The 26,699-nt window shown below is 61.6% G+C and carries 26 protein-coding genes; 20 read left to right on the forward strand and 6 right to left on the reverse strand.

Annotation, left to right across the window (positions count from 1 at the left end; translation table 11 throughout):
• Position 1: 1 nt before the first annotated feature.
• The 8 genes from GKC30_RS04565 to GKC30_RS04600 all read left to right on the forward strand — a co-directional run bounded on the left by GKC30_RS04565 (position 2) and on the right by GKC30_RS04600 (position 8,171).
• Positions 2-511 carry an NADH-quinone oxidoreductase subunit J family protein gene (locus GKC30_RS04565; protein WP_155932548.1) on the forward strand — a complete coding sequence of 170 codons (510 nt, stop codon included), beginning with the start codon at positions 2-4 and terminating at the stop codon, positions 509-511.
• On the forward strand, positions 512-820 hold the full coding sequence (nuoK, locus tag GKC30_RS04570; protein WP_155932549.1) for an NADH-quinone oxidoreductase subunit NuoK: 309 nt from the start codon (positions 512-514) through the stop codon (positions 818-820).
• A 2-nt stretch (positions 821-822) separates the two neighbouring features.
• Entirely contained in the window at positions 823-2,373 is a 1,551-nt protein-coding gene (locus tag GKC30_RS04575; RefSeq protein ID WP_155932550.1) for a monovalent cation/H+ antiporter subunit D family protein, read from the forward strand.
• 9 nt (positions 2,374-2,382) lie between these two features.
• Positions 2,383-2,643: a hypothetical protein gene (locus GKC30_RS04580; protein WP_155932551.1), complete on the forward strand. Its 261-nt coding sequence runs from the start codon at positions 2,383-2,385 to the stop codon at positions 2,641-2,643.
• Positions 2,633-4,426, forward strand: coding sequence for a Na(+)/H(+) antiporter subunit D (locus GKC30_RS04585; protein ID WP_155932552.1), 1,794 nt, complete (start codon positions 2,633-2,635; stop codon positions 4,424-4,426). Before GKC30_RS04580 ends, GKC30_RS04585 begins: the two co-directional genes overlap by 11 nt.
• Positions 4,427-4,452: 26 nt before the next feature.
• On the forward strand, positions 4,453-5,985 hold the full coding sequence (locus GKC30_RS04590; protein ID WP_155932553.1) for a complex I subunit 4 family protein: 1,533 nt from the start codon (positions 4,453-4,455) through the stop codon (positions 5,983-5,985).
• Positions 5,986-5,997: 12 nt separating this feature from the next.
• Positions 5,998-7,425, forward strand: a complete 1,428-nt coding sequence (locus tag GKC30_RS04595) for an NADH-quinone oxidoreductase subunit N (protein WP_367613974.1) — start codon at positions 5,998-6,000, stop codon at positions 7,423-7,425.
• Positions 7,426-7,595: 170 nt separating this feature from the next.
• Positions 7,596-8,171, forward strand: coding sequence for a type I restriction enzyme HsdR N-terminal domain-containing protein (locus GKC30_RS04600; RefSeq protein WP_155932554.1), 576 nt, complete (start codon positions 7,596-7,598; stop codon positions 8,169-8,171).
• A gap of 32 nt (positions 8,172-8,203) precedes the next feature.
• On the opposite strand, the gene GKC30_RS04605 is transcribed toward GKC30_RS04600, so the two are convergent.
• Positions 8,204-8,428 carry a 4Fe-4S domain-containing protein gene (locus tag GKC30_RS04605; protein WP_231117038.1) on the reverse strand — a complete coding sequence of 75 codons (225 nt, stop codon included), beginning with the start codon at positions 8,426-8,428 and terminating at the stop codon, positions 8,204-8,206.
• Between the two features lie 77 nt (positions 8,429-8,505).
• Here GKC30_RS04605 and GKC30_RS04610 point away from each other — a divergent pair, with 77 nt between their 5' ends.
• A complete protein-coding gene (locus tag GKC30_RS04610) occupies positions 8,506-9,378 on the forward strand; it encodes a phosphotransferase (protein WP_155932555.1) in 873 nt (290 codons plus the stop codon).
• Between the two features lie 24 nt (positions 9,379-9,402).
• Here GKC30_RS04610 and GKC30_RS04615 read toward each other — a convergent pair whose 3' ends face one another.
• Positions 9,403-10,416, reverse strand: a complete 1,014-nt coding sequence (locus GKC30_RS04615) for a DUF933 domain-containing protein (RefSeq protein ID WP_155932556.1) — start codon at positions 10,414-10,416, stop codon at positions 9,403-9,405.
• Between the two features lie 122 nt (positions 10,417-10,538).
• Here GKC30_RS04615 and aroL point away from each other — a divergent pair, with 122 nt between their 5' ends.
• Positions 10,539-11,057: a shikimate kinase AroL gene (gene aroL / locus GKC30_RS04620; RefSeq protein WP_155932557.1), complete on the forward strand. Its 519-nt coding sequence runs from the start codon at positions 10,539-10,541 to the stop codon at positions 11,055-11,057.
• Between the two features lie 90 nt (positions 11,058-11,147).
• Complete coding sequence (gene aroC, locus GKC30_RS04625; RefSeq protein WP_155932558.1) at positions 11,148-12,212, forward strand: chorismate synthase; 1,065 nt, start codon at positions 11,148-11,150, stop codon at positions 12,210-12,212.
• An 80-nt stretch (positions 12,213-12,292) separates the two neighbouring features.
• Here the strand turns inward: aroC and GKC30_RS04630 are convergent, their stop codons facing one another.
• Both GKC30_RS04630 and GKC30_RS04635 read right to left on the reverse strand, forming a co-directional pair.
• Positions 12,293-12,631 (reverse strand): hypothetical protein, encoded by a 339-nt coding sequence (locus tag GKC30_RS04630; protein WP_155932559.1) that lies wholly within the window; start codon positions 12,629-12,631, stop codon positions 12,293-12,295.
• A 164-nt stretch (positions 12,632-12,795) separates the two neighbouring features.
• Positions 12,796-15,480 (reverse strand): M16 family metallopeptidase, encoded by a 2,685-nt coding sequence (locus GKC30_RS04635; RefSeq protein WP_196772807.1) that lies wholly within the window; start codon positions 15,478-15,480, stop codon positions 12,796-12,798.
• A 424-nt stretch (positions 15,481-15,904) separates the two neighbouring features.
• On the opposite strand from GKC30_RS04635, the gene GKC30_RS04640 reads away from it, so the two are divergent.
• The 9 genes from GKC30_RS04640 (at position 15,905) to GKC30_RS04675 (ending at position 24,609) form a co-directional block, all read left to right on the forward strand.
• Positions 15,905-16,555: a succinate dehydrogenase/fumarate reductase transmembrane subunit gene (locus tag GKC30_RS04640; protein WP_155932561.1), complete on the forward strand. Its 651-nt coding sequence runs from the start codon at positions 15,905-15,907 to the stop codon at positions 16,553-16,555.
• Between the two features lie 13 nt (positions 16,556-16,568).
• Positions 16,569-18,404, forward strand: a complete 1,836-nt coding sequence (locus GKC30_RS04645) for a fumarate reductase flavoprotein subunit (protein WP_155932563.1) — start codon at positions 16,569-16,571, stop codon at positions 18,402-18,404.
• Between the two features lie 3 nt (positions 18,405-18,407).
• Positions 18,408-19,145, forward strand: coding sequence for a fumarate reductase iron-sulfur subunit (locus GKC30_RS04650; protein WP_155932564.1), 738 nt, complete (start codon positions 18,408-18,410; stop codon positions 19,143-19,145).
• A 302-nt stretch (positions 19,146-19,447) separates the two neighbouring features.
• A complete protein-coding gene (locus GKC30_RS04655) occupies positions 19,448-20,287 on the forward strand; it encodes a fumarate hydratase (RefSeq protein ID WP_155932566.1) in 840 nt (279 codons plus the stop codon).
• On the forward strand, positions 20,287-20,838 hold the full coding sequence (locus GKC30_RS04660) for a Fe-S-containing hydro-lyase (protein ID WP_155932568.1): 552 nt from the start codon (positions 20,287-20,289) through the stop codon (positions 20,836-20,838). The genes GKC30_RS04655 and GKC30_RS04660 overlap by 1 nt, the downstream gene beginning before the upstream one ends.
• A 90-nt stretch (positions 20,839-20,928) precedes the next feature.
• Complete coding sequence (locus GKC30_RS14870; RefSeq protein ID WP_196772808.1) at positions 20,929-21,099, forward strand: hypothetical protein; 171 nt, start codon at positions 20,929-20,931, stop codon at positions 21,097-21,099.
• Positions 21,100-21,259: 160 nt separating this feature from the next.
• On the forward strand, positions 21,260-22,438 hold the full coding sequence (locus GKC30_RS04665; RefSeq protein WP_155932570.1) for an aminotransferase-like domain-containing protein: 1,179 nt from the start codon (positions 21,260-21,262) through the stop codon (positions 22,436-22,438).
• 53 nt (positions 22,439-22,491) lie between these two features.
• Positions 22,492-24,201, forward strand: coding sequence for an FAD-dependent oxidoreductase (locus GKC30_RS04670; RefSeq protein WP_155932572.1), 1,710 nt, complete (start codon positions 22,492-22,494; stop codon positions 24,199-24,201).
• Between the two features lie 12 nt (positions 24,202-24,213).
• A complete protein-coding gene (locus GKC30_RS04675) occupies positions 24,214-24,609 on the forward strand; it encodes a response regulator (RefSeq protein WP_155932574.1) in 396 nt (131 codons plus the stop codon).
• Positions 24,610-24,714: 105 nt separating this feature from the next.
• On the opposite strand, the gene GKC30_RS04680 is transcribed toward GKC30_RS04675, so the two are convergent.
• Both GKC30_RS04680 and GKC30_RS04685 read right to left on the reverse strand, forming a co-directional pair.
• A complete protein-coding gene (locus GKC30_RS04680) occupies positions 24,715-25,722 on the reverse strand; it encodes an ABC transporter ATP-binding protein (protein WP_155932576.1) in 1,008 nt (335 codons plus the stop codon).
• Positions 25,723-25,724: 2 nt separating this feature from the next.
• Positions 25,725-26,696, reverse strand: a complete 972-nt coding sequence (locus GKC30_RS04685; RefSeq protein ID WP_155932578.1) for an ABC transporter ATP-binding protein — start codon at positions 26,694-26,696, stop codon at positions 25,725-25,727.
• Positions 26,697-26,699 lie beyond the last annotated feature (3 nt).

Consider the following 26,699-nt stretch of genomic DNA (forward strand, 5'->3'; position numbering starts at 1 on the left):
TATGGAAGTAATGGCTAAAGTGGCATTCTGTGTCTACACGGCTGTCATTCTGGGCGGGTCTATTCTCGCCGTTTCGAGCAGCAGTCTGGTACGCGCTCTGGTCGGACTGATCATCACCCTGATCGGCGTGGCGGGCATGTACCTGTTGCTGGCATCCCCCTTCATGGCCTTCATGCAGTTGCTCATATACGTCGGAGCGGTGAGTGTGCTGATCTTCTTCGCGGTGATGCTCACCCGGGCGGAAAGCGGCGGCGACGAATCCGGCCGTGTGCCCATGAAGACCCGCGTTCTCGGGCTGGCTGCCACCATCGCACCCGCCGCTGTGCTTGGCTGGCTCATAATGACCCGGCCGGTGGAATCCATTGCGGTGCCCGCTGAGGTGAGCATCAAACAGTTGGGCGAAGGGTTGCTCGGCTCATACTTTCTGCCCTTTGAGCTGATCTCCGTGGTCCTCATGGTGGCCATGGCCGGGGCCGTGCTCCTGACCTGGGAAAAGAGGGAGGGAAAATAGATGAGCGCCCTGACCCTATACCAAATCGTTGCGCTGATCCTGCTTTGTGCGGGTCTTTATGGCCTGACCCAGCGGAGAAGCCTTGTCGGCATGCTGATCTGCGTGGAGCTGATGCTCAATGGCGCGGGGTTGTCCATCGTGGCAGCCGCCCAGCTCACGGACTTCAGCGCGACCCTCGGCCAGCTCGGCACCCTGTTCGTCATGGGACTCGCAGCGGCCGAGGCCACACTCGTGCTGGCCATAGTCGTGGTCGTTGCCCGGCGGTTCGGTTCCGCCCAAACCAGTGACATCACTACCTTGAAGGAATAGCTATGATGGACGGGGTTACCATAGAAAGTTCCCGGATACTCCTGCCGGTGGTGATCACACTGATCGCGCCGCTCTTTATCTGGCTGAACCGGAAAGATGAAAACAAACGGGAGGCGGTCAGTTTTGTCGCAGCCGCCGCCACGTTCCTGTGTGTGTTGTCCATGGCTCCCGCCGTACTCAGCGGCGAGGTGTGGTTCTTCCATGTTACGACGATTATGCCGGGCATCACCATAGCCTTTGCCGCAGACGGCCTGGGCATGATCTTTGCCTTGATCGCGTCGCTCCTGTGGTTTTTCGCCACCAGCTACAACATCGGCTACATGCGCGGACTCAAGGAACACGCCCAGACCCGCTACTACATCTGCTTTGCGGTGGCCATCTTCGGCGCCGTGGGCGTGGCCTTCGCGGCCAACGTGTTCACCCTCTACCTCTTCTACGAGGTCATTACGGTGTTCACGTATCCTCTGGTCTACCACCATGAGGACGATGAGGCCAAGTCGGGTGCGCGCAAGTACATCGTCTACCTGATGGGAACGTCCAAGCTTTTCCTGCTGCCCGCCATGGTTCTGACCTATGTGCTGGTGGGCAACCTGGACTTCCATTTGACCGACATCGTCAACGGCATGTTCTCCGCCGAAGTGGTGGCAGAGCATCCCAGGCTGGTGGCGCTGACCTACTGGCTGTTCATCTTCGGCATCGGCAAAGCGGCGCTCATGCCCTTCCATAACTGGCTGCCCTCGGCCATGGTCGCGCCCACGCCTGTTTCGGCCCTGCTGCATGCGGTGGCGGTGGTCAAGGCGGGCGTGTTCTGCGTCAGCCGCATCGTCCTCTCGGGCTTTGGCACCAAGACGGCGGGCACCCTGACCTTAAGCGACGTTTTCGTCGGCATGCCGGGCACGATGCTCGGCGACACGACCCTGGGCATAGCCACAGCCTACATCGCGGCCTTCACCATCGTGGCGGCCTCCCTCATCGCCCTGACCAAGGACGACATCAAGGCGAGACTGGCATACTCCACCGTGTCCCAGCTCTCCTACGTGGTCATCGGCGTGACCATGCTGACGGACTCGGCGGTGCAGGGCGGGGTGATGCACATCGCCCACCACGCCTTCTCCAAGATCACGCTGTTTATGGCTGCCGGGGCCATCTACGTGGCCACGCATCTGAAGAAGATCAGCCTCATGGACGGACTTGGCCGCAGGATGCCCTGGACCTTTGCCGCCTTCGGCCTGGCCTCGCTTTCAATGATCGGCATGCCGCCGGTTTGCGGGTTCGCCTCCAAATGGTATCTGGTCAACGGCACGTTGCAGGCCGAGCAGATGCCGCTCTTGCTGGCGCTGCTGGCCAGTACCGCGCTCAACGCGGGGTACTTCGTGCCCATCCTCTACCGCGCCTTCTTCAAGACGGCCGCGCCCGAGGCGAACATCGCGCAGTACAGCGAGGCGTCGAAAACCATGGTCGTGCCGCTGTTCATCACCGCGATCATCTCCGTGTTGCTGGGTCTGTACCCGCAGACGTTCCTGAACTTCGTCAACGTCTTCGGCAAGTTCTAGGGGGAAATAATGAGTCAGAACGGACTGGGCGAGCTGCTCGCCAAATTCAGGGACAACAGGAAGACGTGGAAGATCATCTTCTTCGCGGTGCTGGCCGTGCTGCTGGTGCTCAACGTCCCCTTTGTCACCCATCATCCGCACTTCGGCCTTGACAAGTATCCAGGATTCTTCGCCGGATTCGGTCTCGTGGTCGGCCTTGGGATGGTCATTGTCATGAAAAAGATCATTCAACCCTTTATCGCCAGGAAGGAGGACTATTATGGAGATTAGTTTCTACCATCCTTCCGTGGCGTTCCTGGCCCTGGCGCTTCTGGTGCCGTTCATCCCAAAAGAACAATGGATGAACAAGGCCTACCGAGGCGCATTGGCCCTGCTGCCGCCGCTCATCGCCCTGGCCAGCATCATGACCATCGAGCCGGGCATGTACGGCGCCATCGGCTATCTTGATCAGGTCTTGGTTCTTGGCCGGGTGGACAAGCTGTCCATCGTCTTTGGCCAGGTCTTCGCCGTCATCGCTGTGGCTGGCGCCATCTACGGCATGCATGTGGAGGACCGGGGGCACTACGTCTGCGGCTCCCTCTATGTGGCGGGCGGATTCGGCTGCGTGTTCGCGGGCGACCTGCTTACGGTCTTTCTGTTCTGGGAGTTGATGAGCATCGGTTCCACCTTCCTCATCTGGCAGGCCCGGACCAAGGAATCTGTGGGCGCCGGCTTCCGCTACTTCATGTATCACACCGTGGGCGGCCTGTTCCTGCTGGCCGGTCTGCTGCTCAAGTTCAAGGCCACCGGCTCCTTCGCTTTCATCGGCGTCGAGCCCGGCGCGGCCCAGCTCTATGACTGGCTGATTCTGATCGGCTTCTGCGTCAACGCCGCGGTGGTGCCCCTGCACGCCTGGCTGCCCGACGCCTATCCCCGCGCCTCCATCGGCGGTGCAGTGTATATGTGCGCCTTCACCACCAAGACCGCGGTCTATGTGCTCTGCCGAGGCTTCGCGGGCTGGGAGGTCCTGGCCGTGGCCGGTACCTGCATGGCGGTTTTCGGCGTGCTGTACGCGTGCATCGAGAACAACGCCCGGCGCATCCTCTCCTACCACATCGTCTCCCAGGTGGGGTACATGGTGGCGGGCATCGGCATCGGCACGGCCATGACGCTCAACGGCGCCATCGCCCACGCCTACGCCCATATCCTCTACAAGGGACTGCTCTTCATGGGCACCGGCTGCCTGCTCTATGCCGTGGGTACGGCAAAGCTCGACAAGCTGGGCGGGCTGGCCTACCGGCTGCCGTGGGTCATGGTCTGGTACATGGTGGCGGCCCTGTCCATCTCGGGCATGCCCCTCTTCAACGGTTTCATCTCGAAGACCATGACCATCGCCGGGGCTGCCGAGGCCCATCATACGCTGCTGGCCCTTGGCATGGAGATCGCGGCGGTGGGCACGTTCATCTCGGTGGGCATTAAGCTGCCGTACTTCGCCTTCTGGGGCGGCAAGCACGACTACGCGGGCGAGATCAAGCCCATTCCGGTGAACATGTACGTGGGCATGGCCCTGACCGGCCTGTTGTGCATCGCTCAGGGCGTTTACCCCGACATGCTCTACCGCTACCTGCCGTTCGTTTCTGAACACGCTTTCCATCCCTGGACCATCGACAAGGTCATCAACTCCGGTCTGCTGCTTGGCTTCTCGGGCCTGGCCTTCTACCTGACCCGCGAGATCATTACTCCGCATTCCAAGTTGAACCTCGATTTCGACTGGTTCTATCGGCTGTTCGGCCGCGTGGTGATGCGGGCCTTGTGCTGGCCGGTCTCGAAGATCGACGACATCTGGACCGAGGTTTATCGCACCATCGGTCTGCGTTCGCTCATCGGTATGGGTGACGGCACCTCCTGGTTCGACAAGAAGGGCATCGACACTGTGGTGGACGGAAGCGCGTACACCGTCAGGAATATCGGCAGGGCGGGGGCCAAGGTCCAGAACGCCCGCCTGCAGGACTACCTGGCGTACGCCGCCGTTCTTGGCCTGGGCATCTTCGCCCTTGTTTGGTACTTCGGCTAAGCCGGACAATCTAAGGAGAGCTAGCTTTGGACTTCGGATATCCGGTACTCACATTGTTGATCCTTTTCCCGCTCGTGGCGGCCTGCGGACTCTTCTTCCTGCGGGCTCCCCAGGTTGTGCGGATGTACACCTTCGTGGTGTCCGTCATCGAGCTTTTGCTGGCCGTGCCGCTGCTCGGCTATACACCAAACGCAGACTTCCAGTTCGTCGAACGCCTTGACTGGGTCCGTCAATGGGGCCTGGAATACTACCTTGGCGTGGATGGAATCAGCATACTCATGGTCTGGCTGACGCTGGCGGTGCTGCCGCTTTGCGTCATGTGCTCCTGGACCTACATCGGCAAGCGGGTCAAGGAGTTTCACTTCTGCCTGCTGTTCATGACCTCGGCGGTGCTGGGCGTGTTCTGTGCGCTTGACTTCGTCCTGTTCTATGTCTTCTGGGAGGCGATGCTCATCCCCATGTACCTGCTCATTGCAGTCTGGGGTGGCGACGACAGGAAATACGCATCCCTCAAGTTCTTCCTGTACACCCTGGCCGGTTCGACCCTGCTCCTGGCGGCCATCGTGGCCTTCAGGATCACGGGCGGCACCTTTGCCATTCCCGAACTGATGGAGCATGCCTTCAGTTTCCGCTTCCAGTTCTGGGCATTCCTGGCCATGGCCCTTGCCTTTGCCATCAAGGTGCCCATGTTCCCGTTCCACACCTGGCTTCCGGCGGCCCATGTGCAGGCGCCTTCGGCCGGTTCAGTCATTCTGGCGGCCGTTCTGCTGAAGATGGGCACCTACGGGTTCCTGCGCTTCTGCCTGCCGCTGACACCTGCGGCCAGCGAATACTTCGCTCCGATGATGATTGCCATCTCCATTGTCTCCATCATCTATGGCGGAGCCATTGCCCTGGGCCAGTCGGACATCAAGAAGCTGGTGGCCTACTCCTCGGTGGGCCACATGGGCTTTGTCACCTTGGGCATCTTCCTGTTCAATCTGCGCGGGGTGGAGGGGGCGCTCTTCCAGATGCTCAACCACGGCATCGTCACTGGCGCACTCTTCATGATGATCGGCGCGGTCTACGAACGCAGCCACAGCCGCGACATTGAGAAGAACCTGGGGCTTGGGAAGTACATGCCCGCCTTCATGTTCTTTTGGGGTCTCATGGCGCTGGCCTCGTTCGGCTTCCCTGGGACCAACGGATTCGTGGGCGAGATACTGGTCTTTGTGGGCGCCTTCCAGAAGTCGCTCTGGATAGGTCTGCTCTGCGTGCCCGGTGCGCTTCTGGCTGCGGCCTACATGTTCCGCGTGTCGCTTAAGATGGCCTGGGGCAAGCCTTCCACCGCCAGATCGTGGAAGGATCTCAACGCCAGGGAGTGGGTCTATCTGACCATTCCCGCGGTGTTCGTGCTCTGGATCGGGCTTAACCCCGCCCTGTTCTTCAAGGTTATCGACCCGTCCATCGAAAAGCTGCTTGAGGACTTCGACAGGCGCAAGGTCGCCCATCTGGAGACCGAGCAGCCAATGCAAACCGCCGCAACTGCCATCTTCGGCACAGTTGCGGACAAGCAATAGGGAGTGGCAGACGTGAACTTCGATATCACTCTGGTTGTTCCGGAACTGTACTTCCTGTGTCTGGTCCTGGTTTTGACCATTCAGAGCCTGGGCGACAGGGAATGGAAACCCGTGGTGGAAAAATGGCTGCCCTTTGGGGCGGGACTCGGGTTCTTTGTGGCCATAGTCAACTACGGCCATGAGGGCCTGATGCTCTGGGATGTCTACAGGGTAGACATGATGTCCCAGTTCTTCAAGATAGCCATCGCTTTCGGTTTCTTCGTCACGGTCATCAACGCTGCGCGGCAACCCACGCTGGCCGAGGGGAAGCGCAGCGACTACTACATGATGCTCGGCTTCTCGGCCCTTGGGCTGATGATACTCTCCTCGGCGGTGGAGCTGATCACCATCTATCTGGCACTGGAGCTGGCCTCCTACAGCCTTTATGCAGTCATCCCCCTGCGAGCCAGGAACAAGGGTGCGGCAGAGGCGGGAGTCAAGTACATCCTCTTCGGGGCGGTGGCCACTGCCCTGGCCTTGTATGGGTTGTCCTACATCATGGCCAGTCAGCATACCACCTACATCGCCGAACTGATGAGCAAGTCGTGGACCTTTGCGGATCAGCCCATGGCCGTGATTGGCCTGTGCCTGTTCCTGGGCGGCATGTTCTTCAAGCTGGCCCTGTTCCCGTTCCACTTCTGGTGCCCGGACGTGTACCAGGGGGCCAGCAACGAAACCGCCGCCTTTGTGGCCACGCTGCCCAAGATGGGTGCCATCGTCATCCTGGCGCGGTTGGCCGTGTTCCTCAAGCCGGGCCTTGAGATCACCACCCTGCTGGCGGTTCTCGGCGCACTCTCCATGACCTATGGCAACCTGGCGGCCCTGGCCCAGACGGACATCAAGCGGCTGCTCGGGTTCTCGTCCGTGGCCCACGCGGGCTACATCATGGTCGGCCTTGTCAGCGGCACCCCCGAGGGGTTGGCTGCAGCCGCCTTCTACGCCCTGGCCTATCTGGTCATGAATCTGCTGGTATTCTGGGTTGTCTGCCGGGTGGCCGTGGATGGCCGCAATCTCAAGCTGAGTGATCTCAATGGCTTGTACAAGAAAGCCCCGGTGTTGGCCTTTTCGTTGGCCGCCGGAGCCTTTGCCCTGGTCGGTCTGCCGCCCACCATGGGCTTCATGGGCAAGTTCTTCCTGATCACCTCGGCCTGGGACCATGGCTACAATTGGTTGGTCATCACCCTGGTGCTCAACTCGGCCATTGCCATCTACTACTACTTGAGCCTGTTCCGCCACGCCTTCACCGAGGACAAGACCCCGGACCTGACCCCGGCCCCGGACAACAGCTGGTTTGCTTCGGCCGGTGCCGGGCTGTTGGCGGGTGCGGTGTTGCTGGCTGGCATGGTTCCGGCTCCGCTCTTTAATCTGGCGGTTGAGGCGGGCAAAAGCCTGATGCCATAGTCCAGTCCTGCTTTCACGACAAAACCAAGGGGGAGTCTTCCACTGAAGGCTCCCCCTTTGCATGGGCGAAGGTCATATCCATTGGGTTGGAAGGGTGGACGCGGCCTGAACCGTGCCGTAGACTGGGATATATCTCTGCGGACCAACCTGTGGGAGTGGGAGGAGGAGCCATGCATGAAACCAGCCTTGGAGGCACGCTGCGAGACTACCTGAGCGGCGAGGAGATCGACGAGACCACCTTTGAAGAGTTCCGGCAGGCATTGGCCCGGTTGTTGGTGGAGGAGAAGGGCTACCCGCGCCAACGTATTCGCGCCAAGGTGGGATTGACGTACCGTGTCGATGGCGAGGAGTACGAGCGCCCCCTTGACTTCGTGGTTTACGACGAGCAGGGCAGACCGATTTTCCTGATCCTCTTTTGTGCCGGCAATGTGGGCAGTTTCGAGCGGGAGACCGTGTGCGCCGGGCGGCTTATGGAGGGTGGACCCGTGCCCTACGCCCTGGTTACGGATACCATGACCGCTTCGCTTCTGGATGTATCTACAGGAGAGGTGAAGGCCACGGGCATGGCCGCGTTGCCTGACTGGGATTCCTTGCTGAACATGGTGTCGCGGGCGACGGTCACGCCGCTTACCGACGAGCAGCGCGAACGGCAGACCCGTGTGTTCCACACCTACTGCGGGTTCCTCTTTGGCACCTGTTGCAGCGAGTCCTGCTCCCTGCCGCATGGTGGCGGGGAGGGCGAGTGAGGTCGGATCACAAGCGGGCTTTTGACACGGCGTTATTCGTTTACAAAAACAATGCACCCTTCGGGGCAGCAGTTCATTATGTCTTGCACCTCGTCCTCGCTTACCTGGGAACGGGTGACAAAAGGCATATCCAGTACCTCGTCCCAGCCAAAAATGTCGGGATTGAGGTCGATGCAGCCCCGGCAGTTGCGGCAATCGCCCAATTCGATGGCGACTTCGCGCATTGTGGTATCCGTGTCATGTGTGTTCATAGTCATATATTAGTTACCGTTCTTGTTTTGGCAAGTCTTTTGGTGCGCTGGTAGATGCCAGCAGGGTATGAATGAGCGGAAATATGAATTCGATACAGGCTGTTGCCACATTCCTGAAGGAAAAGAGGTGGTTGTTTCCCGATAATCCCAAGGAGCAGATCGTGCCTCTCGGGTCGCGTTGGAACAACGACAACTTCATGGTCAAGATACAGGAATTATACGGGGAGTCCCGGTATCTACTTCGGTTGACGCGGGGCGGCGGTTTCGGGGTCATGGCCCGAATCGCCTACGAGTTTGGCGTACTGATGGCGGTTCGTTCTTCCGGGGTCACGCCCCGGCCATTTTATTGCGACGAGGCGGCTGTGGTGGACGGTCGGCCGACGGGTGCCTTGCTTATGGAATTTCTGTCCGGGCAGCCGCTTGTCAGCGTAATCCACTGGCGCTTGGCCGCTCATACCCTGGGGCTGATTCATGTCCTTCCCAAGGTCGAGGCCCTTGTGGAGCGCGACGACCCGGTCATGGACGTGTACGGTATGTGTGGCGGAAGCGCAGTCACGATTCCACCATCACATCGCAAGGAACTGCAACGCCTTACGGATGAGGCCGCACGGCTGTTGGCTGGGGAGGAGAGGGTGGTGACCCACGGTTCTACCCAGCTGTCGGATTTTGTGGTGGACGAGGACAGGGGCAGGGCGTGGCTCGTGGACTGGGAGAACGGGGGCGTTTCCAGCCGCTGGGTGGATGTGGGGCTGTTCATGGCCTCGGCCGCAGCGACGGGTCCATTCTGCCGGACCGACGACGAGCGGCGGGAGTTCCTGGAAACCTACGCTTTGACCGCGGGGTTGTTCATGCCGATGGACGACATGCTCAAGCGGGCGGCAGTGTTTGAACGCGTTTGCGAGTTGCGTGACCAAGCCGCGCAGGGTCAATACGGATTTGACGCCAGACGGGTGTAGCCCGAGGCTACTCGTCAGCATGGATCAGACGTTGAAGCGGAATTCGATGATGTCGCCGTCGCGAACCACGTATTCCTTGCCTTCGAGCCGGGCCAGGCCCAGTTCCTTGGCCTTTTTGAAGGTGCCTGCCCGCAGGAAGTCCTCGTAGCCGATGACCTCGGCCCGGATGAAGCCTTTTTCGAAGTCGGAGTGGATGACTCCGGCCGCCTGAGGGGCGGTGGAGCCACGGCGCAGCGGCCATGTGCGGCATTCATCCTCGCCGGCAGTAAGGAAGGAGATGAGTCCGAGCAGGTGGTAGGTCTTGGCGATGACTGTTTCAAGCGCCGAGCAGGCGATACCCAGATCGTCGAGGAACATGCGTTTTTCGTCGGGATCGTCCACCTCTGCCAGCTCGCGCTCCAGCTTGGCCGAGGCAGCCATATGGGCCATGCCCGGCGTTTCCTCGGGCAGGGAGATGGACGCCTCTTCGCCTTCCGGGCAGTTCCAGACATAGAGGATGGGCCGGGCCGAGAGAAACTTGTAGCCCTTGAGCTCCGGCAGCGCGGCCACGGCCGGATCGGTGCGCAGGGGCCGTTCCTCCTCAAGCATGGTCATGGCCCGCGCCAGGGCGTCTTCTTCCTTGGGGTCCACCAGGGCCTTGTTCTTCTTCTTGTCCAGAGCGAGTTTCTCGAGCCGTTTTTCGATGACGGCCATGTCCGTGACCATCATGTCCGCCTCGATGGCCTGCCACTGGACCTTGGGATCATTCATGCCGGAGAAGGCGTCGAGCACGCCGATGAAGCAGTCGTAGGGCCGCACCTCGTTGAGCACCCGCTCGCCCAGGCCGGTTCCCTTGCCCCCGCCGCCAGGGATGTCGAGATACTCGATCTCGCTGTAGGTGACTTTCTTGGGATCAAAGAGCTCGATGAGCGGGTCCAGGCGGCTGTCGGGCACCTTGACCATGGCCCGGTTGCCCGCTGACGCGGCCGAAGGGCCTGCCAGGGCGGCGAAAAGATCGGTCTTGCCTGAACCGGAAAATCCGAAAATGGCGGTCTTCATGGGTGACTCCCCGTGCTCGATGTTGCGATGGCCGGGTGAATTTAGCAGCATTCCTCCCGATTGCAAAGACGGAACACCAGCCCACCATTGAACAGGCCGGTGTTTTGCTCTACTGTCCGGCCATGGACGCACAAAAGACCATATTTCTCATAGGGCCGCGGGCCTGCGGCAAGACCACTGTGGGCCGTGCCCTGGCCCGCCGCCTGAACTGCGGGTTCGTGGATACAGATCATCTGGTGGTGGAGGCCGTGGGCTGCGAGATCGCCGACTACGTGGCTGCCCGTGGCTGGGACGCCTTCCGCGACCGCGAGACCGAGGCCCTGGAGCGGGCCGCGGCCCTGTCCGGGGTGGTCGGCTGCGGCGGTGGCATCGTCCTGCGCGAGGGCAACCGGCAGATCCTCGGAGGCGGCGCGGTCCTGTATCTGCGTACTTCGGTCGAGACCCTCGCGGCGCGACTGGCAAGCGACCCCAACGAGGCCCAGCGGCCCTCCCTGACCGGCAAATCCGTGGCCGACGAAGTGCGCGAGGTGCTGGCCGCTCGTGCCCCGCTCTACGAGGCCTGTGCGGACATCGTCCTGGACGAGGGGGAGCTTGACGCCGTGGCGGACCGGGCCGTGAGGGAGTTGGGGCGGCTTGGCTGACCCGTTTTGACAGTCGGGGCGGGCGGGTATACTAATCCGGATGGCGGGGAGCCAGCGCCGAAGAGAATTTCCAACCATTAGGGAGCGGGTATGAGTGGCAATGTCTACGGCACACTGTTTCGGCTGACCACCTACGGCGAATCCCACGGGCCGGGCCTGGGGGGGGTCGTGGATGGTTGCCCGGCCGGGATTCCCCTGGACGAGGCTGTGCTTCAGCGCGAGCTGGACCGTCGCAGGCCGGGGCAGGGGGGATTGGCCGCCACGGCGCGCAAGGAGGCGGATCAGGTACGCATTCTCTCGGGCGTTTTTGAAGGAATGACCACGGGAACCCCCATCGCCTTTCATGTGGAAAATACTGACCACCGTTCGGCTGACTACTCGGCCGTCAAGGACATCTATCGGCCCGGCCATGCGGATTTTTCCTTTGAGGCCAAATTCGGCCTGCGCGACTATCGCGGCGGGGGCCGTTCGTCCGGGCGCGAGACCGTCAGCCGCGTGGCGGGCGGGGCTGTGGCCCAGGCCCTTCTGCGTGCCGAAGGCATAGCGGTGTATGTCTGCACCGTGGAGCTGGGTGGCATTCCGGCCCGGCTGGTGGACTGGGAGGGGGCGCAGGAGCGTCCCTATTTCAGTCCTGACCCCGACGCCCCGGCCGCCTGGGACGAGCGGGTCAAGGCGGTCAAGTCCTCGGGCGACACCCTGGGTGGGGTGGTGGAGGTGCGTATTGTCGGGGTGCCCGCCGGGCTCGGGGAGCCGGTTTTCGACAAGCTCGATGCCCGGCTGGCCGGGGCTCTCATGTCTGTGGGCGCGGTCAAGGCCGTGGAGATCGGGGCCGGATGCCGGGCTGCGAGGATGCTGGGCAGCGAGAACAACGACCCCATCACCGTTGAGGGGTTCGCGTCCAACAATGCGGGCGGTGTACTGGGCGGCATCTCCTCGGGGCAGGACATCGTGGTCCGGGCCTACGTCAAGCCCATCCCCTCCATCTCCCGCGAGCAACGCACTGTGACCCGCTCGGGCGAGGCCGCCATCATTACCGTGGGCGGCCGCCACGACATCGCGGCCATCCCGCGCATCAACCCGGTGCTCAAGGCCATGGCCGCACTGACCCTGGCCGATCTGTTGCTCATGGACCGGCGGCTGGGAATGCGCGAGTAGCCCCGGACTGTTTGATGAACGACAAAAAGCCCGCCTCCGGCATCTGCCGGGGCGGGCTTTTCGCGTCGGGGCGGGAGCTGCTATTTGGGTTTCTTCATCCGTACGGCAGTGCCGTAGCAGGAGTAATACTTGTCTCCCTCGGGGTGGAAGGCCACGCTTTCGCGGTAGCCGATGATGGCGTCGGCGTTGACATCCACAGCCTGGGCCATGAGTCCGTGGAAGGCGTTGTCAAAGACGTAGCTGCGGCAGACGATGAGCCCGAAGGCGGACTGGATTTCCCGGCCCGGTATGGTCTCGGTGGTCACGATCTTGATCTTCCCGGCCATGTACATGTCTTTGGCCAGGGTCAGACGGTGGTCTGTCTTGACATCTTCCCTGAAGGAGCCCTGCTTCTTGGGCGAGCCGAAAATGAGCGCCATGGGTCAGTCCCCCCGGATGCTGGTGTTTGAAGCGGTGCTGACGAGTTGTAGCCCACCGGGCGGACATGGGCAAGCATTTGAAGCGGTTTGGCCCTCGCTGCCCTGGAAAAGGGCCGGAGCGCCCGAAAGCGGCCCGGCCCTGGGTTTGGACACGGTTTGGCCCGTCAGGGCGTGACCTGCATCAAGTACGCCTTGTCCGGGTCCAGGTACTCCCGGACGAGCTGGCGAATCCGTTCGGGCGTGATTGTGCGAGCCAGTTCTATGATTTCATGGTCGTACTCCCGGTCGAACCCCTGGGTGAGCAGGGATGCCGCCTCGCGACTGCGCGAGATGAGCGACTGGTGTTCCTGGTAGTAGTCCCCTGTCAGGATGTTGCGGGCGCGCTCCAACTCGGCCTCTGGAAGCGGTTTGGCCGAGAGGTCTGCCAGGATGCGGTGGAAGCCTTGAAGGGATTGGTCCACCTTGTCCGGGCTGGTGCCGATGTACAGGGCGATGAAGCCGGTGTTGCGGCTCTGCCAGAGCAGCGAGGTCACAGCGTAGGCCAGTCCCTGCCCGTCGCGCAGATCGCGAAAGAGGAGGCCGGACTGCCCGGACAGAGCAGCCTTGAGCAGTTCCAGCCCGGCCGAGGCTTCACGGTCGGTGCGGCCCGGCGCGGGGAAGGCCATGATCAGGTGCGACTGGCTGCGATCCGGCAGATGCAGCATTATCTCGCGTGTGTCGTTCCACTCCGGGCTGGTGTACTGGTAGGCGGTGCCCGGAGCGGTCATGGTCCGCGAGAGCCCGGCGGCGAAGTCTTCGATCTCCTGGCCGTCAAATTGCCCGCACACGGCCAGGACAAAGGGCTGCATGGATTGCCTGCCCCAGAAGCGGACGATGTCGTCCCGGGTCATGGCCTGCACTTCTTCAACGGTGCCCTGGTGGAGCAGGGCGTATGGCCCGGTTTTGTAGAGGAATGGGAAGAGATGGCGGAAGGCGAGGCCCAGGGGCTGGTCCTCGCGCCGCCTGATGGCGGCAATCTGGTCCTGGCGGGCGCGTTCGATCTCGGCGGTGTCAAAGGCCGGGGCCGTAAGAATGTCGCGGACCAGGGGCAGCACCTCGCCCGTGAATCGGGACGGGAACTTGGTCTCCAGGGCAAAGACGTTTCGGCCGGAGCTTGCGCCGACACCGGCTGCGTGATCGGCCAGGAAGTCCTGAATCCCTGTGGCCGACATGGTCATGGTGCCTCGGGTGAGGGCCTTGGCCGTCAGGGCGGCCAGCCCCTGCTGCTCCGGGGTCAGCTCGCCGTCGCCGCCGGTCCAGTAGATGCTCATGGCCGTGTAGGGCAGCGTGTCGTCCGGCAGCACAACCAGGGTGTTCCCGCCGGGAAGGGCAATTTCCCGCGCCTGATCCGGCATGCTCGCCGTCAGCTGGGAGGCGGTCAGGGATTTGAGGGGCCAGCCCTCCTCGGCGATAGCGGTCAGTCTGTCGCCTGTCGTGGTCGCGTCCTCGGGGGTCAGGACGCAGGCGGACAGCCGGTCGGGACGCAGGTATTCCCCGTAAAGGGCCTTCAGCTCGTCCCGGCCGGTGTGACTCAGGGCGTAAAGATAGTTGCGTTCGGCCTGTTCGCCGTTCTCGAAGAAATGGAAATAGCCGAGTTTGCTGGCCAGCCCGGAGAGGGTTTCCTTGGTCAGGAACAAGGAGTCCTCAAGGTTGAGCCGGGCGCGTTCGATCTCGCGGTCCGTGAAGTCTTGCGGATCAAAGGAGGCCAGCTCGGCCATGAGTTCGGTCCAGAAGGTTTCGAGCTTGTCTGCATCAAGGGTGGCACTCAGGTAGAGCATGCCGCCGCGTTCGATGGACAGGGGCGAAAGGGAGATGTCGTCCACTAATTGCTTGTCGTATTTGAAGGTCCGGTACAGGCGAGAGGAATCGCCACCCCCCAGCAACTGACAAAGAAGCTCAATGCCGGGAATCTTGGCCGAGGCGGCATGGGGAATGGGGAAAGTGGCGCCAAGGTAGACCTTGTTCCACTTGCCCGGCAAAGTGACAACGCGGGGTCCGTTGCCCTCGGCGGGCACGGCAATGGGCTCGGGCGGAGAGAAGGGGCGGGTGTTTTTCAGTCCGCCGAGCAGCCGTCTGGCTTCGGCCAGGACCGCGTCCGGGTCCACCTTGCCGACCACGGCCAGGAGCATGGACTGGGGCTGGTAGTGTTCGGCTACATAGGCGTGGATGTCCTTGTCCGTCAGGGCGGAAACGGTCTCGCGATAACCGATGATGGGCCATTCGTAAGTGGTGCCATGCCAGACCATGCCCTGAAGCGTCTTGAAGAGCCTGCTGCCCGGGGTATCCTCGCCGCGTTCCAATTCTTCGAGCACCACCAGCCGTTCGCTGGCCAATTCGCCGGGATCTATGACTGCGTTGAAGGCCATGTCGGTGATCACGTCGAGCCCGATTTTCCATTTTTCGTCAGGCACCTCTACGTAATAGACGGTGTAGTCGAAGCTGGTGGCCGCGTTCATGCTGCCGCCCACGGCCTCTATATCGCGGGCGCTTTGGCCGGGGCCGCGCTTTTTGGTCCCCTTGAATACCATGTGCTCAAGCAGATGGCTGATGCCCGCTATTTCAGGAGTCTCGTAGCCGCTGCCGGCGTGGACGTAGAGGCGGGCGTTGACCAGCGGAAAACGGTCGTCCTGTTTGATCAGCACGGTCAGGCCGTTTTCCAGTCGGACGATGCGCGTGTCTTCCGCATTACGTTGGGTCAGCAGGGGCGGCGCGGTGGCTGCCGAGCCAGCCGGGCTTGTCTTGCTGGTGTGCGTCTGGCACCCGGTCAGGACCATAATGAGTGCTCCCAACAGCAGGAATTTTCTAAACATGTTGTTTCTCCGGGGGTTGCGCCCCTTTGGGACATCTGATTGATTTTCGTGGATCGATTCATGTGAATTAATACCGGGATGGGTTTGAGGCAAGCGGTGTTGCGGTTGAGCTGCGTGGCAGGGGACGACACTACCCGAGGTGGGGCGGGATGAAAACCACAATCCTGTTCCGGTGCGAATTTTCGGCATGTTCCCAAGTTCGATTGCTGGCGGCGGCGTCGGTTCGATCAAAAAACGCACTAGGGGACAACCTGGTGTTTGACCGAGCAATCAAAGGGGGTTACGGGCTATTTTTGCTCGTAATTGCTGGACATTCCACCCTGTGTTCCCTGTGGGAATGTTGACAAGAATCCTTGGCCCGGCATAGGGAATCTGGATTGCTTGTCAAGGGTTTTTTGTGTGTTCAACAAAACGGAGGAAGTGAATGTCCATCAGTTACGCACCTGCTGGCAGAACCGGAAAATGGGACGGCGCCATGGATTGGGTCCAGATGCTGTCCGGGGCCGGTCTGATCCTGTTCATGTGGTGTCACATGATACTGGTGTCCAGCGTTGTCATCAGCCCGGCCGTCATGGACGCCATTGCGGAATTCTTCGAAGCCACCGGCATGGCCCAGGTCGGCGGCCCCCTCGTCTTTTTGCTTTTTCTGACCCATTTCGTGCTCGCGGCGCGGAAAATTCCCTTTCGCTTCGACGGCCAGAAGACCATCTGGCAGCACGCCAGGATGCTGCGTCACGGCGACACCTGGTTGTGGGTGGTCCAGGCCGTGTCGGCCATGATCATATTGCTTATGGGGTCCATCCACATGTGGGTGGTTCTGACCGATCTGCCTATTACCGCCATCAAGTCGGCCGAGCGAATCCAGTCCGGCTTCTGGGCCGTGTTCTACCTCATTCTGCTTCCTCTGGTGGAGTTGCATGTGGGCATCGGCCTTTACCGCATCGCCGTGAAGTGGGGATTCGTCAAGGACAAGGATCGCGCCAGATTCAAACGCGGCGAGAACATCCTCACTCTGGTCTTCATCGGCATCGGCCTGATCACCCTGGTCCGGTTCCTCTTCCTCAGCGTCAACTAACGGAGAAATCGTCATGCAGACTGTCTACACCGATTTGCTTGTTGTCGGCGCGGGTCTTGCTGGCGAGCGCGCGGCCGTGGAGGCCGCCGACGCTGGTTTCTCCGCCATCTGTCTGAGTCTGGTGCCCGCCAGACGTTCCCACTCATCGGCCGCTCAGGGCGGCATGCAGGCTTCCCTTGGCAACAGCGTCATGGGCGAGGGCGACTGTCCCGATGTCCATTTCGAGGATACGGTCAAGGGCTCTGACTGGGGTTGCGACCAAGAGGTGGCCCGCCTCTTTGCCGACGCGGCTCCCATAGAAATGCGCCGTCTTGCCCACTGGGGCGTACCCTGGAACCGTGTGGTGCCCGGAAAGTCCATTTATTTCAAGGGGGGCAAGCAGTTCGAAAAAGTCGAAAAGGAGGAGAAAGAGGGGCTGATCATGGCCCGCTCCTTCGGCGGCACGGCCAAATGGCGCACCTGCTACACCTCGGACGGCACCGGCCACGCGGTCATGTGTACCATGGACAACCGCTGCGCCCAGATGGGCGTCGAGGTCCATGACAAGACCGAGGCCATCGCACTGATCCACGACGGCGAGACCTGCTCCGGCGTTGTCGCCCGTTGTCTTCGCAGCGGCGAATTGCGCGTCTACCTGGCCAAGGCGGTGATGATTGCCTCGGGCGGATTCGGTCGCATCTACCCCAACACCACCAATGCCGTCATCTGCGACGGCGGGGCTCATGCCATGTGCGTGGATACCGGCGTGGTGCCCATGGGCAACATGGAGGCTGTCCAGTTCCATCCCACGGGCATCGTGCCCACCGACATCCTGGTCACCGAGGGGTGCCGGGGCGACGGCGGCACGTTGCTTGATGTCAACGAAAAGCGGTTCATGGACATTTATGAGCCCGAGAAGGCCGAGCTGGCTTCCCGAGATGTGGTCTCCCGCTGGATGACCCACCACATGCGCGAGGGGCACGGGGTCAAGAGCCCCTACGGCGAGCATTTGTGGCTCGACATCCGCCATCTGGGCGAGGAGCACATCACTGGCAAGCTGCGCGAGGTCTACGAAATCTGCACTTCCTTCCTGGGCGTGAACCCCATCCACCAGCTCATTCCGGTGCGCCCCACCCAGCATTATTCCATGGGCGGTGTGCGTACCAACAAGGATGGCGCTGCCTATGGACTCAAGGGCCTCTTCTCGGCAGGCGAGGCCGCCTGCTGGGACATGCACGGCTTCAACCGGCTGGGCGGCAACTCCCTGGCAGAGACCGTGGTGGCGGGCGGCATCGTGGGCCGCAAGATCGCCGAGTATCTCAAGGGATGCGAGACCATCTTCCAGACAGCCCTTATCAGCGACGCCGTCAAGCGCCAGCAGACGCGCATCGATGCCCTGGTCAAATGCCGCAACGGCTCGGAAAATGTCTATAGGGTCCGCGCGGCCATGCACGAGGCGCTGAACAAGGGAGCCAACATCTTCAGGACCCGTGAGGGGCTTGATGCGTGCGTTGCCGCGTTGCAGGAGGCGCTGGTGCGGGCCAAGAACGTGGGCCTTCGTTCCGATGGCAAGGGGGTTAATCCCGAGCTGGCCGCCGCCCTCAAGCTAGAAGGACAGGTCAAGCTTGCGCTGATGGTCGCCTACGGCGCGCTCATGCGTACCGAGTCGCGGGGCTCCCACAACCGCGAGGACTTCCCGGCCCGCAATGACCGCGATTGGCTGACCCGCACCCTGGCCATTTGGAAGAGCCCGGACGACACCCTGCCCACCTTGGAATACGAACCGGCCACCACCGTGGTGGAGATTCCCCCGGGCGACAGGGGCTACGGCAAATCCGAAATCATCAGCGCCGACGACAAGAAGGAATAGACCATGTCCAGACTGCTCAAATTCAATATATTCCGCTATAACCCCGAGGACACCTTGTCCACGCCTCACATGGAGGAGTTTGTTCTCGAAGAGACCGACGCCATGACCCTGTTCATCGCCCTCAACCGTATTCGCGAAGAACAGGACCCGTCGTTGCAGTTCGATTTCTGCTGCCGTGCGGGCATCTGCGGTTCCTGCGGCATGGTCATCAACGGTCGCCCCGGGCTGGCCTGTCATACCAAGACAAAGGATCTGCCCGGCGAGATCACCCTGCTGCCCCTCCCGGTCTTCAAGCTGGTGGGCGACCTGTCTGTGGACACCGGCAGCTGGTTTCGCGAGATGTACACCAGGACCGAATCGTGGATTCATACCGACAAGGAGTTCGATCCCGCCGCCCTTGAGGAGCGGATGGACAACAAGACCGCGGTGGGCATCTACGAGCTTGAGCGGTGTGTGGAGTGCGGCTGTTGCATCTCCGCCTGCGGCACGGCCCGCCTGCGCGAGGACTTCCTGGGCGCGGCGGCCCTCAACCGCGTGGCCCGGTTCCTTATCGATCCCCGCGACCAGCGGACCGATGCCGACTACTACGAGATCATCGGCAACGACATGGGCATCTTCGGCTGCATGGGCCTGCTGGCCTGCGAGGATGTCTGTCCCAAGCACCTGCCGTTGCAGAACCAGCTCGGCTTCCTGCGCCGCAAGATGGGCATCACGTCCCTCAAGCGTATCTTCAGGAAGTAGAATAGAGAATGTCTCCGGCGGCCGGGGGAAACCTCTTGAAAGAGGTTTCCCCCGGACCCCCTTCCAGAACTTCTTGGTGCCACACCGCCAGGAAGGGCAGGAGAGGCGGGCGAGCCGGACGGCGGCGTGGAGGGGCGCGTGAGGAATTTTCGTCGCCCTCCGCATGACAGAAACAACCCCAAAACGGCGTCCTCGCCGTTTTCGCCAAAAAGTTTTGGAGAGTCCAGAGAACCTTTTTCAAAAGGCTCTCTGGCCGCCGGAGGCATTCCCCTCCGGTGCATCTCGCCAAAGGGAGGCAGATAATGAGAGAGATTCCTGTTCAGAACGTGATCGACGCGGTGGCGGCCATGTGTATCAAGGCCAATACCGAACTGCCTGATGATGTTCGCGCCAAGTTCGAGCAGGCCATGGCCGAGGAGACGAGTGACTCGGCCAGGGAAGTCCTGCGTCAGTTGCTGGAGAACGCCGATTTGGCCCGGGACACCAAGCTGCCGCTATGTCAGGACTGCGGACTGGCGGTGTTTTTTGTCGAGGTGGGCGATGATGTGCGCGTTGTGGGCGGCAACCTGCGCGAAGCCATCAACGAAGGCGTACGCAAGGGCTACGCCGATGGTTTTTTGCGCAAGTCGGCCTGCCATCCGCTGACACGGGCCAATACCGGCGACGGCACCCCGGCCATCATCCATTTCGACATGGTTCCGGGCGACAGGCTCAAGCTGGTCTACATGGCCAAGGGAGGCGGCAGCGAGAACATGAGCCGAGTGACCATGCTCTCCCCGGCCCAGGGCTGGGAGGGCATCAAGAAGTTCGTGGTCGAGCGCGTGGCCGAGGCCGGACCGAATCCGTGCCCGCCCACGGTCATCGGCATCGGCGTGGGCGGCACCTTTGACCACGCTGCCAAGATAGCCAAGCAGTCGCTGATGCGCCGCCTGGACGACACCCATCCCGACCCGGACATCGCGGCCAGGGAGAAGGAGCTTGAGGACGCCCTCAACGCCCTGGGCATCGGCCCCATGGGACTTGGCGGCAACACCACGGTGCTCGGCGTCAAGATCACCATGGAACCCTGCCATCTGGCGAGTCTGCCGCTGGCGGTCAATGTCCAGTGTCATTCCCAGCGTCACGAGGAGGTGGAGCTCTAATGGCCCAATACATCCTGAACACCCCGCTGACCGATGCGGATGTCAAGAAACTCAAGGCTGGAGACGTGGTCTTTCTGAACGGAACCATTTATTCAGCCCGCGATGCGGCCCACAAGAAACTCATGGAGCTGCTGGACGCAGGCAAGGATCTGCCCTTTGACCTCAAGGGAGCGGCCATCTATTATGTCGGCCCCAGTCCGGCTCCTCCGGGCCGTCCCATAGGCGCGGCCGGACCCACCACCAGCTACCGCATGGACACCTACGCTCCAAGGCTGCACAGCCTGGGCCTGAAGGCCACCATAGGCAAGGGCAAGCGCAGCGACGAGGTCAAGGCGGCCATGCGCGAGCATACGGGTGTTTACTTCGGGGCCACAGGTGGTGCGGGGGCGCTGCTGTCCAACTCCATCACCGAGTCCACGGTCATCGCTTTTGACGAACTGGGGCCGGAAGCGATCCGGGCCATGAAGGTCAAGGACTTTCCGCTGCTTGTGATCAACGACTGTTCCGGCGGCGAATTGTACGTCAAACCGAGGCTTGACACGGCCGGGTAATTGATTCACCAAGGGGCTGGGCGGCGCTGTCGCCCGGCCCTTTTTGCCTGCATTGCGGGCGCAATTCCGAGACCGTAGAGGTTTTTTGTCATGGAAAAGGCGTACGTTGGACAGCTCGACTGTCGGGACCAGGACCACCAGGAAGAGAAGATCTACACGCCGTACCCAGGTGCGGACGAGAAGTATGACGACGGCTCCGATTGGCGTCTCTACAACCCCGAAAAATATCGCGACCCCAGCTGGTCTCCTGACAAGGAATAGCATCCAAGGGGCTCAAGGCCCCTTTTTCTTTTTCTGTTTCGGGTTCTATGTGGCTTGAATCCCTTGTAGTTGCTTCACAGGCTGTCCGATCCTGACCGCTTAGGATGCTTGCCAGTGATGCCGTTTCGGAGTATCCCTCCTCATTTGGAGGAAGCAGATAATGGCCGACATTTTTGCCCGACGCATGGGCACCGTTCACCGCTCTTTCATTCGTGAAATCCTCAAAGTCACCGCTGATCCCGAAATAATCTCCTTTGCGGGCGGACTGCCCAACCCGGAGTTGTTTCCCGTTGCAGCCATGGACAAGGCGGCTCACGAGGTCTTTTCCACCATCGGGGCCTCGGCCCTGCAATATTCCACCACCGAGGGCGACGCCGGGCTCAGGGCCATCATCGCCCGCCGCTACAAGGAGAACCGGGGGCTTGATGTGGACCCGGACTCCATTCTCATTACCACGGGCTCCCAGCAGATACTGGACATGGTGGCCAAGGTCTTCATCGACAGGGGAGACAAGGTGGTCATCGAGCGGCCCGGCTATCTCGGGGCGATCCAGGCTTTTTCGCTGTTTGAGCCGGAGTTCGTCTCCGTGTCCCTTGAGCCGGACGGGCCGGATCTGGCCGAGCTTGAGGCGGCCTTCAGGGCCGGGGCCAAGTGTTTTTATTCCGTGCCCAATTTCCAGAACCCGTCGGGCGTCAGCTATTCGCTGGCCAAGCGCCAGGCCGTCGCCCGGCTGCTGGACGAGTACGGTGTGCTTTTTGTGGAGGACGACCCCTACGGCGAACTTCGCTTCATGGGCGACGACCTGCCGAGCATCTTTTCCCTGCGTAAAAATCCCGGCATTCTTTGCGGCTCGTTTTCCAAGATCGCAGCTCCGGGCTTCCGTCTGGGGTGGCTGGTGGCGGACAGAGCCGTTCTCGACAAACTGGTCATCGCCAAGCAGGCGGCCGACCTGCACACCAGCACCGTGGCCCAGGCCATCATGCGCCGCTATCTGGAAACCAATGATATAGAGGGGCATGTGGCCCTGATTCGCGAACGCTACGGTTCCCAGCGTGAGGTCATGGTCGAGATGATCCGCCGGTATTTCCCGCCCGAAGTGTCCATCATCGAGCCCGAGGGCGGCATGTTCCTGTGGGCGACCATGCCCCGGGGCGCTTCGTCCATGGACCTGTTCGATGCGGCCATCAAGGACAAGGTCGCCTTTGTGCCGGGCCAGCCGTTCCATGTGGACGGTACGGGCGATAACACCTTGCGCCTCAACTTCTCCAACTCCGACGCCCCCCGCATCGAGGAGGGCATCAGGCGTCTTGGCAGGAGCATTCAGACCATTTTGAAATAACCGCATCCGGCCGCCGAGGGACGGGCGGGGCGAGAAGCATGCAAGGACAGAATATGGCTCAGCACATCGTAGTGATCGGCGGCGTTGCCCTGGGGCCCAAAGCCGCCTGCCGCTTCAAGCGACTTAAGCCCGGCTCCACCGTGACCATGATCGACCAGAGCGGCCTCATCTCCTATGGGGGGTGCGGTATTCCCTATTTTGTCTCGGGCGACGTGTCCGAGGCGAGAGAACTCTCCACCACCAGTTTTCACATGGTGCGTGATGTGACGTTCTTCAAGGATGTCAAAGGGGTGGATGTGCTCACCCTGACCCGGGCCACGCGTATCGACCGGGAGCGGAAGCAGGTCCATGTAGAGAATGTGACTACAGGAGAGACCACGGTGCTCGACTACGACAAGCTGGTCATCGCCACGGGGGCCACGCCACGGAGGCTGGGCCTGCCGGGCGAGGATCTGGCCGGAGTCAGCTATGTCTGCAACCCGGACGACGCCACGCGCATCCGCGACGGTATCGCCAAGGGCGAGGTGGGAAGTGCCGTTGTTATCGGCGCGGGTTTCATCGGCCTTGAAATGGCCGAAGCCTTTGCAGACATGTGGGGCATCGAGACCAGCGTGGTGGAGATCACGGACCAGCTCATGCCCAGGCTGGTCAGCCCGACTCTGGCCGCCATGGCCCAGCGGCATATGGAAGAGAAGGGCGTCGGTTTCTACTTCGGCGAGTCGGTTCGGGCTCTTGAGGGCGAGAACGGCCGCGTCAAGCGCGTGGTCACGGACAAGCGGACCTTGGACGCCGATGCGGTGATCATTGCGGCAGGCGTTGTGCCGGTCTCGGAGCTGGCTCGTGACGCCGGGCTTGCCGTGCATGACCGCGGCGGGGTCATGGTGGACGAATACATGCGTACCAGCGACCCGGATATCTACTCCGGCGGTGACTGCGCCGTCGTCAAGCATTTGATTACCGGCCAGCCCGCCTTTCTGCCGCTTGGCTCCATGGCCAATCGACAGGGCCGGGTCATCGGTACCAACCTGGCCGGGGGCGAGGCCCGATTTCCGGGCGTGGTCGGCTCCTTTGTGGTCAAGCTTTTCGAGACCTCCCTGGCTGGGACGGGTCTGAGCCTTGAAGCGGCCCTGGCCGCCGGGTACGATGCCGTAAGCGTACTTCAGGTCCAGTTGGACAGGGCGCATTTTTATCCTACCAAGGAGTTGATGACCCTGGAAATGGTGGTCGACAAAAAGACCCGTCGTGTACTGGGAGTGCAGGGCTTTGGCAGTTCGGGCGATGCCATGGTCGGCCGCATCAATGCCATTGCCGCCATTCTGCCCCGCAATCCGAAGGTGGAGGACATTTCCAACCTTGAGATGGCCTACGCGCCGCCGTTTGCCTCGGCAATGGACGTGCTTAACTCCCTGGCCAATGTGGCGGACAACGTGCTTGACGGCATCAATCGAGGTGTCGGCCCTGACGGGTTCGCTACATTGTGGAACAGTAACGGCGAGGGCACCTGCCACTTCATCGACTGCCGCGAGGAGGCAGACGCCGATGGTTATGTGCAGCGTAACCCCGGCCGGTGGCACAACATCCCTCAGGGCGAGTTGCGTCAACGCATCAATGAGGTGCCGCGTGACAGGACCGTGGTTCTGGTCTGCAACACCGGAGCCCGTTCCTACGAGGCCCAGATCATTCTTGATGAACAGGGGTTCGACGATGTTATTAACGTCCAGGGCGGCATGGCTGCCATCAAGAAATACGGGATAGAGCTTTAGGCTGTTGTCATCATGCGGATTCTCATCGTGGACGACGACGAGAGCATCGTGCTCTACCTGCAGACCGCGCTGGCGCCCTTTGCCCGGTGCGACGGCGCGGCCAGCGGCGAGGACGGGCTGCTTCTCTTCGGCCAGGCCCAGAACGAGGGTGTCCCCTACGACGTGGTCATGATGGACATCCTGATGCCGGGCATGAACGGCCACGAGGCGGCCGAGGCCATGCGCAGCCGGGAGGCGCAGAGAGGCATCGCCCCCCGCGATGCCTTCAAGCTGGTCATGATCACCTCATTGGTGGACGATGCTAACGTCACTCGGGCCTTTTTCGAGGCCCACGCCACCTGCTATCTGGTCAAGCCATTTGACAAGGAGAGCGTACTCGACGAACTGCGTCAAAACCTCGTGCTCTGAGTTTTCGAATCCCATTGGATCAATGACAAGGGGACGGCCGATTCGGCCGTCCCCTTGGTGTTTTGTTGCGGTGGGTCCGGGCCGAATGGGCCCTTCAGGGCAGGATCAGATGCGGCCTTCCTCCACGGCGTGGCAGGCCACCACCGTGCCGCTGGGCAGGGTGTGCGTGGCCGGAATTTCGCGGCGGCAACGATTGTCGGCGTGAGGGCAGCGGCCGTGGAAGACGCAGCCCGGAGGAAGGTTGATGGGGGTGGGCACGTCGCCGGAGAGTTTGACATGGCCGCCCGCCCGCCCGCCGAGGCGCGGGATGGCCGAGAGCAGGGCCTGTGTATAGGGATGGCGCGGGTTGGTGAACAGCTCTTTGGCTGTGGCCAACTCGCAGACGCAACCGAGGTACATGACCGCAACCCGGGTGGAGATGTGCTGGACCACGCTTAAGTCGTGGCTGATGAAGAGGTAGGTCAGGCCGAGTTTTTCCTGGGCGTCCATGAGCAGGTTGAGAACCTGCGCCTGGATGGAGACATCAAGGGCGGCAATGGGTTCGTCGGCCACGATGAACTCCGGCCCCACCACCAGGGCGCGGGCGATGGAGATGCGCTGGCGCTGCCCTCCCGAGAACTCATGGGGAAAGTTGGTGGCCCAGACCGGGTCCACGCCCACCTGACGCATGACCTCGGCCACCCGGTCGGCAACCTCGTCCCGGTTGAGGGAGGGATTGTGGAACCGCACAGGCTCTTCCAGAATCTGGCGCACGGTCATGCGCGGATTCAGCGAGGCGTAGGGGTCCTGAAAGACCATCTGCATCCGGGTGCGGTAGGGGAGCATGGACGAGGAGTCGAGGTGATCGATGCGCTCGCCTCGGTAGAGTATCTCGCCTCGGTTGGGCCGGTACAGTCCCATGACCGTGCGGGCCAGGGTGGACTTGCCGCAGCCGGATTCGCCTACCACGCTCAAGGTTTCGCCGGGGAGGACGTTCAAGGATACGCCATTGACCGCCTTGACCACGGTGCGCTGGCGCGTCAGCCTGCCTCCCCGGAATTTCAACTGGTCGAGCAGGGAGCCGGAGATGTCGAAGTGCTTGTCGATGTCTTTGATTTCAAGGATCGGCTGCATGGTCACATCCCTCCCTGGCGCACGAAACAGGCGACCTGACTGCCGTCTTCCGGCGCAGTGAGCAGGGGGATTTCGTGAAGGCATTTGTCGATGCGCACCGTGCAGCGCGGCTGGAAGGGACAGCCTGAGGGCATGTCGCGCAGTGAGGGCATCATGCCCGGAATCTGGTTGAGTCGTCTGGCGCCGCCAGCCATCTGCGGCAGGGCCTGGATCAGGCCCTGGGTGTAAGGATGCCGGGGGTTGTCGATGATCTGTCGGGTGGGGCCGATCTCCACCACCTTGCCCGCGTAGAGTACCGCGATGCGCTGGGTGACTTCCGAAACCACAGCCAGATCGTGGGTGATCAGGATGAGCCCCATGTTTTCCGTTTCGCACAGCTCAAGAAGCAGGTCCATTATCTCCGCCTGAATGGTCACGTCCAGTGCCGTGGTCGGTTCGTCGGCGATGATCAGGTTCGGATTGGTCAACAACGAGATGGCGATGACGATGCGCTGACGCATGCCCCCGGAGAACTCGTGGGGATACTGGTTCAGGCGTTTTTCCGGCGAGGGGATGTAGACCTTGCGCAGCTTGTCGAGGCAGATGGCCTCCGCCTCCTTGTCCGAGACGTTGCGGTGGGCGTGGATGGTCTCCTTCATCTGGGTGCCGATGGTCAGGACAGGATTGAGGGTCATCATCGGGTCCTGGAAGATCATGGAGATGCGGTCGCCCCGGATTTTGCGCATTTGTTCACAGGAATATTTGGAGATGTCCTGGTTGTTGAAGATGATCTGGCCACCAGTGATCCGGCCCGGTTTGGAGATAAGATTGATGATGGAGAATCCGAGCACGGATTTGCCCGCGCCCGATTCACCGACGATACCGAGGCGCTCGCCCTTGTTTATGGTCAGGGTCACGTCGCGCAAGGCTCGGACCATGCCCGAGCGCAGAGCGAAATCGACCCGCAGGTTCTTTATTTCGATGAGCGGTTCCATGGT

It is taken from the genome of Pseudodesulfovibrio alkaliphilus, assembly GCF_009729555.1.
In the GTDB taxonomy this organism is placed as follows: Bacteria; Desulfobacterota; Desulfovibrionia; order Desulfovibrionales; family Desulfovibrionaceae; genus Pseudodesulfovibrio; species Pseudodesulfovibrio alkaliphilus.

Bases quoted from the DNA above. Each gene is read 5' to 3' on its own strand.
- GKC30_RS04565 (WP_155932548.1), top strand. From the start codon at position 2: ATGGAAGTAATGGCTAAAGTGGCATTCTGTGTCTACACGGCTGTCATT.
- nuoK (WP_155932549.1), top strand. From the start codon at position 512: ATGAGCGCCCTGACCCTATACCAAATCGTTGCGCTGATCCTGCTTTGT.
- GKC30_RS04575 (WP_155932550.1), top strand. From the start codon at position 823: ATGATGGACGGGGTTACCATAGAAAGTTCCCGGATACTCCTGCCGGTG.
- GKC30_RS04580 (WP_155932551.1), top strand. From the start codon at position 2,383: ATGAGTCAGAACGGACTGGGCGAGCTGCTCGCCAAATTCAGGGACAAC.
- GKC30_RS04585 (WP_155932552.1), top strand. From the start codon at position 2,633: ATGGAGATTAGTTTCTACCATCCTTCCGTGGCGTTCCTGGCCCTGGCG.
- GKC30_RS04600 (WP_155932554.1), top strand. From the start codon at position 7,596: ATGCATGAAACCAGCCTTGGAGGCACGCTGCGAGACTACCTGAGCGGC.
- GKC30_RS04605 (WP_231117038.1), bottom strand. From the start codon at position 8,428: ATGACTATGAACACACATGACACGGATACCACAATGCGCGAAGTCGCC.
- GKC30_RS04610 (WP_155932555.1), top strand. From the start codon at position 8,506: ATGAATTCGATACAGGCTGTTGCCACATTCCTGAAGGAAAAGAGGTGG.
- GKC30_RS04615 (WP_155932556.1), bottom strand. From the start codon at position 10,416: ATGAAGACCGCCATTTTCGGATTTTCCGGTTCAGGCAAGACCGATCTT.
- aroL (WP_155932557.1), top strand. From the start codon at position 10,539: ATGGACGCACAAAAGACCATATTTCTCATAGGGCCGCGGGCCTGCGGC.
- aroC (WP_155932558.1), top strand. From the start codon at position 11,148: ATGAGTGGCAATGTCTACGGCACACTGTTTCGGCTGACCACCTACGGC.
- GKC30_RS04630 (WP_155932559.1), bottom strand. From the start codon at position 12,631: ATGGCGCTCATTTTCGGCTCGCCCAAGAAGCAGGGCTCCTTCAGGGAA.
- GKC30_RS04635 (WP_196772807.1), bottom strand. From the start codon at position 15,480: ATGTTTAGAAAATTCCTGCTGTTGGGAGCACTCATTATGGTCCTGACC.
- GKC30_RS04640 (WP_155932561.1), top strand. From the start codon at position 15,905: ATGTCCATCAGTTACGCACCTGCTGGCAGAACCGGAAAATGGGACGGC.
- GKC30_RS04645 (WP_155932563.1), top strand. From the start codon at position 16,569: ATGCAGACTGTCTACACCGATTTGCTTGTTGTCGGCGCGGGTCTTGCT.
- GKC30_RS04650 (WP_155932564.1), top strand. From the start codon at position 18,408: ATGTCCAGACTGCTCAAATTCAATATATTCCGCTATAACCCCGAGGAC.
- GKC30_RS04655 (WP_155932566.1), top strand. From the start codon at position 19,448: ATGAGAGAGATTCCTGTTCAGAACGTGATCGACGCGGTGGCGGCCATG.
- GKC30_RS04660 (WP_155932568.1), top strand. From the start codon at position 20,287: ATGGCCCAATACATCCTGAACACCCCGCTGACCGATGCGGATGTCAAG.
- GKC30_RS14870 (WP_196772808.1), top strand. From the start codon at position 20,929: ATGGAAAAGGCGTACGTTGGACAGCTCGACTGTCGGGACCAGGACCAC.
- GKC30_RS04665 (WP_155932570.1), top strand. From the start codon at position 21,260: ATGGCCGACATTTTTGCCCGACGCATGGGCACCGTTCACCGCTCTTTC.
- GKC30_RS04670 (WP_155932572.1), top strand. From the start codon at position 22,492: ATGGCTCAGCACATCGTAGTGATCGGCGGCGTTGCCCTGGGGCCCAAA.
- GKC30_RS04675 (WP_155932574.1), top strand. From the start codon at position 24,214: ATGCGGATTCTCATCGTGGACGACGACGAGAGCATCGTGCTCTACCTG.
- GKC30_RS04680 (WP_155932576.1), bottom strand. From the start codon at position 25,722: ATGCAGCCGATCCTTGAAATCAAAGACATCGACAAGCACTTCGACATC.
- GKC30_RS04685 (WP_155932578.1), bottom strand. From the start codon at position 26,696: ATGGAACCGCTCATCGAAATAAAGAACCTGCGGGTCGATTTCGCTCTG.